This window comes from Micromonospora sp. NPDC005197, assembly GCF_040608295.1.
Lineage (GTDB): Bacteria > Actinomycetota > Actinomycetes > Mycobacteriales > Micromonosporaceae > Micromonospora.
Genome location: NZ_JBEXHY010000195.1, coordinates 1 through 7,287 on the forward strand (window position 1 = coordinate 1; position 7,287 = coordinate 7,287).

A 7,287-nucleotide genomic window follows, 5' to 3' on the forward strand; every position below is an offset into this window, starting at 1 on the left:
CATGGTGTGTGGGGGGGGGTTGTATATGCGGTTGGCCGGCAGCGGGGTCGGGGTGCCGGCCAGTCGGTCGGGTCGTGCGGTGGGTCAGCTGTTCCAGTGCTGGGCGACGAGGTCGGTGGCCTGCTGCTCCCACTGGGCGTAGGCGTCCGGGTAGGCGGAGACCTGTACGGTCTGCGCGGCCTGGGTCAGGGGCATGTCCTGCCAGCCGTCAACCTGACGCAGGCCCTTGAGGAACGCGGTGGTGGAGTACTCGGGGTTGGTGATCTGCTCCGGCGTGCCCCAACCGGAGGAGGGGCGCTGCTGGAACAGGCCCAGCGAGTCGTGGTCGTTCATGTCGCCGAGGTGGCCGAGGTTCTCCAGCTTCGATTCCTGCAGGCTCGTCGCGATCGAGATGACCGCGGCCCGCTCGGGCAGGCCCGCCTTCTTCGTCGCGGCGATGATCGCCTTGGCGTTGGCCGTCTGCTCGCCGTTGAGGCTGATGTGCGACTGGTCGCCCTGCGGCTTCGACACTGCCGTCTGCACGGCCGCGACGGGCTTCGCATCGGCGGCGGGGTTGGCGTGGGCGGCGATCGGGCCGGCGAAGACACCACCGGCGAACGCGAGACCAGCAACGGACAGCATGCTCTTACGGAAGATCGTGTTCATGGGGGTAGCTCCTTCGGCGGTAGGAACACCACACGCCACCACACGGGGGTCGGTGACGCAGGTGTGAGCACCTCGTCGGGCGCTGCACTATCAAGCGGGGAAAGTCTGGGGGCGGCCTACGGGCTGATCGCTCGTGGCACCGGGGGCGGCAGCCTACGAGCGGGGGGCTCGTGGCGCCGGGACCGTGTGTAACGACCGTCGGGCCGGGGTCATTCCCGGGCCCTCGCCGGGGCCGAATAGCGGACCCGGGGGCGAGCCCACTGTCGTTCGGGGGTCTGCAACGACCCGGCCCGGCCGGCCATTCCCCCGCCGGTTGAGCGGGCACGGTGGCCGTGGTCCTGCGATCGTCAGGGTGTGTAACGACCCCCGGCCCGCCACGATTCCGCCTCACGGATGCGACCGGTCACAGCCCGACGCCGCCCGGAAGCGGACATCCCACCCCCGGCGGCCGCCCGGAAACGGACATCTCGCCCGGTCGACGCGATGGACACGGTCGACGGGGTGCGTCCGGGGGGTGATCGACTCGGGATCGCCGATGTCGGGGTGTCCGGGACGGGTCGATACCCCGACATCGCCGACCTCGTGTTGATCACGCCGAGACGGGTATCCGGCCCGAGCGCCGGGGCCAGCGCTGATCGTCAGGCGGACATATCGGGCCTCTGCAACCGATAAATGCCTAGAATCGCGACAAGAAGCCTAGAGGAGGTCAGCATGACCACAGCGATGGAGATGCCCCGAGTCCAGGAGTGTGTGGTCGCGGCGTGTGCGTACAACCAGGGCGGTGACTGCCACGCCTTCGCAATCACCATCGGCAGCATGGACCACGCGCACTGCCACACCTTCGTCGAGTCGCACGTGCGGGGCGGGGTGGACGGCCTCACCGCCCAGGTGGGCGCCTGCCAGCGTTCCGACTGTCGGCACAACGAGCAGTTGGAGTGCCACGCGTCGTCGATCAAGGTCGGCCCGGACAACGACATGGCCGACTGCATGACGTACGCCGGTCGCTGACCCGCGAAGCGGGCTCAGGGCAGGTCGTTGGCCTGCCGGATGACCGTCACGAGGTCGTCGATGATGCCGGTGAGGGCGAAGTCCTTCGGGGTGAAGACCCGGGCCACCCCGGCGGCCCGCAGGGTGTCGGCGTCGCCGGCGGGGATGATGCCGCCCACCACCACCGGCAGGTCCGCCCGGCCGGCGGCGCGCAGCCCGTCGAGGACGGCGGGTACGGCGGCCAGGTGCGAGCCGGACAGCACGGAGAGCCCGACCAGGTCGACGTCCTCCTCGACGGCGGCGGCCACGATCTGCCCGGCGGTCAGCCGGATGCCCTGGTAGACGACCTCGAAGCCGGCGTCGCGGGCGCGTACCGCGATCTGCTCCGCGCCGTTGGAGTGCCCGTCCAGGCCGGGCTTGCCGACCAGCAGCCGCAGCCGGCCGCTGCCCAGCTCGCGGGCGGTGGCGGTGACGCGCTCCCGCACCGCCGCGAGGCCCGGGTCGCCGCCGCTGCCGGTGGCGCCGGCCAGGCCGGTGGGTGCCCGGTACTCGCCGAAGACCTGGCGGAGCGCGCCGGCCCACTCCCCGGTGGTCACCCCGACGCGCACGCATTCCAGGGTGGCCGGCATGAGGTTGGCGGTGGTCGCGGCGTCCGCGCGGAGCCGGGCCAGCGCCGCGTCCACGGCGTCGTCGTCCCGACCGGCACGCCATTCGCGTACGGAGGCGACGGCGGCCGCCTCGACCGCGGGGTCGACCTGTTCGACGGCCTCGGCGCCGGCCGCGGTCAGCGGAGAGGGCTCGGTCTCGGCGTACCGGTTGACGCCGACCACGACGTCGGCGCCGGACTCCATCCGGCGGCGGCGTTCGGCCAGCGAGGCGACCAGCGCGCTCTTGAGGTAGCCGGTCTCCACGGCGGCGACCACGCCGCCCAGCTCCAGCACCTTGTCCAGCTCGACGCGCGCTCCGGTGACGATCTGGTCGACGAGTGCGGTCATCACGTGCGACCCGGCGAAGAGGTCGGGATATTCGAGCAGGTCCGACTCGTACGCCAGGACCTGCTGCATCCGCAGCGACCACTGCTGGTCCCAGGGGCGGGGCAGGCCGAGCGCCTCGTTCCAGGCGGGCAGTTGCACGGCGCGGGCGCGGGCGTCGCGGGACATCGTCACGCCGAGCATCTCCAGCACGATGCGCTGGATGTTGTTCTCCGGCTGCGCCTCGGTGAGGCCGAGCGAGTTGACCTGCACCCCGTAGCGGAACCGTCGCTGCCGGGCCTCGGTCACCCCGTACCGGTCCCGGGTGATCTCGTCCCAGAGCACGCCAAACACCCGCATCTTGGCGATCTCCTCGACGAAGCGCACCCCGGCGTTGACGAAGAACGAGACGCGCTGCACCACGTCACCCATCCGCTCGGCGGGCACCTGGCCGGAGTCGCGGACCGCGTCGAGGACGGCGACGGCGGTGGCCAGGGCGAAACCAACCTCCTGTACGGGCGTGGCGCCGGCTTCCTGGAGGTGGTACGAGCAGATGTTGACCGGGTTCCACCGGGGCATCTCCCGCAGCGTGTACGCCACCACGTCGGCGGTGAGCCGCAGGGAGGCCGCCGGCGGGAAGATGTACGTCCCCCGGGACAGGTACTCCTTGATGATGTCGTTCTGGGTGGTGCCGGCGCAGCGGGCCAGCTCCGCGTCCTGTTCGAGGCCGACGGTGCCGTAGAGGGCCAGCAGCCACATCGCCGGGGCGTTGATGGTCATCGAGGTGTTCATCTCGGCGAGCGGGATGCCGTCGAAGAGCGCCCGCATGTCCCCGAGGTGGGCCACCGGCACGCCGACCCGGCCGACCTCACCGGCGGCGAGTTCGTGGTCCGGGTCGTACCCCGTCTGGGTGGGCAGGTCGAAGGCGACCGACAGGCCGGTCTGCCCCTTGGCGAGGTTGCGGCGGAAGAGCGCGTTGGTGGCGGCGGCCGAGGAGTGGCCGGCGTACGTGCGCATCACCCACGGGCGGTCCCGCTCGGGCAACCGGCTCGCAGATGGGGTCTCATCCATGGCCGGAGTCTAAGTTACCGTTCAGTAAAACGGGTTGTGGAAAACCACACAGGTCCATGTCGCGGACGACCGGGTCCGAAGCGCTCGCGGTGGCGCTGACCGCCACACCCCGGGCAGCGGGGTGTGGCGGTCAGGACGCACACTGGACAGCATGGATGACGAGCTGGCCATCTCCGTCCGAGGGCTGCGCAAGGCGTACGGCGACAACGTGGCGGTGGCGGGCGTGGATCTCGACGTCCACCGCGGTGAGGTGTTCGCGTTGCTCGGCCCGAACGGCGCCGGCAAGACCACCACCGTCGAGATCCTGGAGGGCTACCGGCGCCGCGATGCCGGCGAGGTGGCCGTGCTCGGCGCGGACCCGGCCCATCCCGACGCCGGCTGGCGCTCCCGCGTCGGCATCGTGCTGCAGGGCACCGGCGAGTTCGACGAGCTGACCGTGGCCGAGGTGGTCCGGCACTTCTCCGGCTTCTATCCGGACGCGGACGACCCGGACAAGGTCATCGAGCGGGTCGGGCTGGCCGGCAAGGCGAAGGCTCGTACGCACACCCTCTCCGGCGGGCAGAAGCGCCGCCTGGATGTGGCGCTGGGCATCATCGGCCGCCCCGAACTGCTCTTCCTCGACGAGCCGACCACCGGTTTCGACCCGGAGGCCCGCCGCGAGTTCTGGGAGCTGATCCGCGACCTCGCCGCGGCCGGCACCACGATCGTGCTCACCACCCACTATCTGGACGAGGCGGAGGCGCTCGCCGACCGGGTCGGTGTGATCGCTGGCGGCCGGCTGGTCGAGGTGGCCGCCCCGAACCGGCTGGGCAACCGGCAGGAGGCTCTGGCCACGGTCTCCTGGCGTACGCCGGAAGGGACGCTGGAGCTTGCGCACACCGCGACGCCGACTGCCCTGGTCGCCGACCTGGCCGCGCGCTACGGCGGTGAGGTCCCCGGCCTCACGGTGACCCGGCCGACCCTGGAGGACGTCTACCTCACGATGATCGGACACTCGCGATGACGACCACGACGAGAACGGCTACCCCGCCTGCCGCGCGCTCAGGCCACCGGCCGAGCGCTGGCGCGCTCGCACTGCGGCAGGGCCGGCTGGAGATCACCCAGTTCCTGCGCAGTCGGGAGTCCGTGGTCTTCACGATGGGCTTCCCCATCATCATGATCCTGATCTTCGCGTCGATCTTCCACGGGACGATCGGTGGCGGGGTCAAGTTCACCCAGTACTTCATCACCGGCATGATCGCGACCGGCCTGATGACGGTGAGCTTCCAGAACCTCGGCATCTGGATCCCGATCGAGCGGGACCGGGGGGTGCTCAAGCGCTACCGGGGCACACCGATGCCGAAGTGGGTCTGGTTCGCCGGCAAAGTGATCATGGTGGTGGCGATCGGCATCGCCGAGACGGCGCTGCTGCTGGCGGTAGCGGTGGCGCTGTTCGACCTCGACCTGCCCGGCACCGCCGGCAAGTGGTTCACCTTCGGCTGGGTCGCGATGCTCGGGGTGACCGCGTGCACCCTGTGCGGCATCGCCATCTCGTCGCTGGCCCGCACGGCCCGCAGCGGCTCGGCGGTGGTCACCCCGGTCGCCCTGGTGCTCCAGTTCATCTCCGGGGTGTTCTTCGTCTTCACCGACCTGCCGACCTGGATGCAGCAGGTGGCGGCGCTGTTCCCGCTCAAGTGGATGTGCCAGGGGCTGCGCGCGGTCTTCCTGCCCGAGAGCTTCGGCGCCCAGGAGCCGGGTGGGTCGTTCGAGCTGGGCCGGGTGGCGCTGGTGCTCGCCCTGTGGTGCGTGATCGGCCTGGTGCTCTGCCTGACCACCTTCCGCTGGACCACCAAGCGCGACGGCTGAGCGGTCGACCGGGGCGGGCAGCCGCCCCGGTCGTCGCGACTCAGTACGTGTAGAAACCCTTGCCGGTCTTGCGGCCCAGGTCGCCGGCGGTGACCATGCGCTGGAGCAGCTCCGGCGGGAAGAACTTCTCGTCCGCCGTGTCGGTGTAGATGTTCTTCGAGGCGTGCAGCAGCACGTCCACGCCGGTCAGGTCGGTGGTGGCCAGCGGGCCCATCGCGTGCCCGAAGCCCAACCGGCAGGCGGTGTCCAGATCCTCCGCCGACACCACGCCGGACTCGACCAGCTTGACCGCCTCCACCACCAGGGCGGAGATCAGCCGCGTGGTGACGAAGCCGGCGATGTCCCGGTTGACCACCACGACCGTCTTGCCGATCTCCTCGGCGAAGGCCCGCACGGTGGCCAGCGTGTCGTCGCTGGTCTTGTAGCCGCGCACCAGCTCACAGAGCTGCATCATCGGCACCGGCGAGAAGAAGTGGGTGCCGACGACGGCCTCGGGCCGCTCGGTGACCGCGGCGATCTGGGTGACCGGAATGGCCGACGTGTTGGTGGCGAGCACCGCGTCGGACTTGCAGATCTTGTCCAGCGCACGGAACACCTCGTGCTTGATCTCCAGCCGCTCGAAGACCGCCTCGACCACGATGTCCGCGTCCGCCGCCGCCTCCAGGTCGGTGGTCGGGGTGATCCGCGCCAGCGTCGCCTCGACGTCGGACGCCTCGATCTTGCCCTTCTCGGCGAACTTCTCCAGCGACTTCCGGATGCCGCCGAGCCCCCGGGTGGTGGCCGCGTCGTCCAGGTCGCGCAGCGTCACCTGCCAGCCCGCCTGCGCCGCCACCTGGGCGATGCCGGAGCCCATCAGCCCGGCCCCGACGACCGCGAGTCGACCCGCCATCTGCTTCTCCCTCGCTGCGATTGAGTGCCTGCCTGCACCCTAGTCTGCGAGCCTGAACGATGACTAAGGGCTCCAGTCGCCGTGGGCTATCCCATTCCGCGCTCGTGTGACGGATGCACGACTCCCGACAGCGAACAAAATCCCGCCTGGGTGCATCGAACCTTACGACAACCAACAAGTGGAATCACACAGGAGCTCATGATGCGCGCAACGTCCATGGTCGGAACCCTCACCTGCCTCCTGCTCGCAGCGGGGTGCTCGTCACCCGCACACCAGGACGGCAACGCTGCGCCCGCAGGCTCGCCTGAGCCGACGACCAGCGCGGCCACCACCGGCACGCCCACCCCGTCCACCCCGTCCAGCCCGCCCCCGTCGTCCCCGTCGTCCGCCCGACCGCCAAGCGACCCGACCCGCGCGGCGTCGCTCGTCCTGGGCCCGGACGGCATCGGCTCGCTGAAGCTCGGCATGACCCGTCAGCAGGCCACCGGGACGGGACAGCTGCGGGCCTTCGGGAACAACGGGGGCGACTGCGCGCCGGCGCACCTGCGGGCCGCCCCGAGCGAGGACGGGGTCGTCCTCCTCTCGCCGACCCTGGGAATCGCCACCATCGACGCGTACGAGGGAATCAGGACGCCCGAGGGAGCGCGCATCGGCATGTCGAGCGCCGAGATGCTGCGGATCTACCCGACGTGGAAGGCAGCCGACGGAGACGCGACGAACGGTCGCGGCGTCGCGAAGACCCCCGGCAACAGCAAGGCCGTCTACCGCATCGGGACGAGGAACGGCAAGGTCACCCAGCTGACCCTCCAGTACGCGAACCAGAACTGCTACGAGTAGACGGACCCGAAACGGCCGGCCTGCGGCGCCAGCGCGCTGGAC

7 protein-coding genes are annotated in these 7,287 nt (G+C 70.6%); 4 read left to right on the forward strand and 3 right to left on the reverse strand.

All coding sequences use genetic code 11. From position 1 onward, the window contains the following. Nucleotides 1–84: 84 nt before the first annotated feature. Nucleotides 85–645, reverse strand: coding sequence for a hypothetical protein (locus tag ABZU46_RS30250; protein WP_354863101.1), 561 nt, complete (start codon nucleotides 643–645; stop codon nucleotides 85–87). A gap of 711 nt (nucleotides 646–1,356) precedes the next feature. Here ABZU46_RS30250 and ABZU46_RS30255 point away from each other — a divergent pair. After that, complete coding sequence (locus ABZU46_RS30255) at nucleotides 1,357–1,653, forward strand: DUF1540 domain-containing protein (RefSeq protein WP_354863103.1); 297 nt, start codon at nucleotides 1,357–1,359, stop codon at nucleotides 1,651–1,653. A gap of 14 nt (nucleotides 1,654–1,667) precedes the next feature. Here ABZU46_RS30255 and ABZU46_RS30260 read toward each other — a convergent pair whose 3' ends face one another. Next, nucleotides 1,668–3,674 (reverse strand): protein meaA, encoded by a 2,007-nt coding sequence (locus ABZU46_RS30260; RefSeq protein WP_354863105.1) that lies wholly within the window; start codon nucleotides 3,672–3,674, stop codon nucleotides 1,668–1,670. Nucleotides 3,675–3,825: 151 nt separating this feature from the next. On the opposite strand from ABZU46_RS30260, the gene ABZU46_RS30265 reads away from it, so the two are divergent. Further along, on the forward strand, nucleotides 3,826–4,677 hold the full coding sequence (locus ABZU46_RS30265; RefSeq protein WP_354863107.1) for an ABC transporter ATP-binding protein: 852 nt from the start codon (nucleotides 3,826–3,828) through the stop codon (nucleotides 4,675–4,677). Beyond that, nucleotides 4,674–5,519, forward strand: coding sequence for an ABC transporter permease (locus tag ABZU46_RS30270; protein ID WP_354863109.1), 846 nt, complete (start codon nucleotides 4,674–4,676; stop codon nucleotides 5,517–5,519). Before ABZU46_RS30265 ends, ABZU46_RS30270 begins: the two co-directional genes overlap by 4 nt. Before the next feature lie 40 nt (nucleotides 5,520–5,559). Here the strand turns inward: ABZU46_RS30270 and ABZU46_RS30275 are convergent, their stop codons facing one another. Continuing rightward, nucleotides 5,560–6,408, reverse strand: a complete 849-nt coding sequence (locus ABZU46_RS30275) for a 3-hydroxyacyl-CoA dehydrogenase family protein (RefSeq protein ID WP_354863111.1) — start codon at nucleotides 6,406–6,408, stop codon at nucleotides 5,560–5,562. Nucleotides 6,409–6,609: 201 nt separating this feature from the next. Between ABZU46_RS30275 and ABZU46_RS30280 the strand changes: the two genes are divergently transcribed. After that, nucleotides 6,610–7,245 (forward strand): hypothetical protein, encoded by a 636-nt coding sequence (locus ABZU46_RS30280; RefSeq protein WP_354863113.1) that lies wholly within the window; start codon nucleotides 6,610–6,612, stop codon nucleotides 7,243–7,245. Nucleotides 7,246–7,287: the final 42 nt, after the last annotated feature.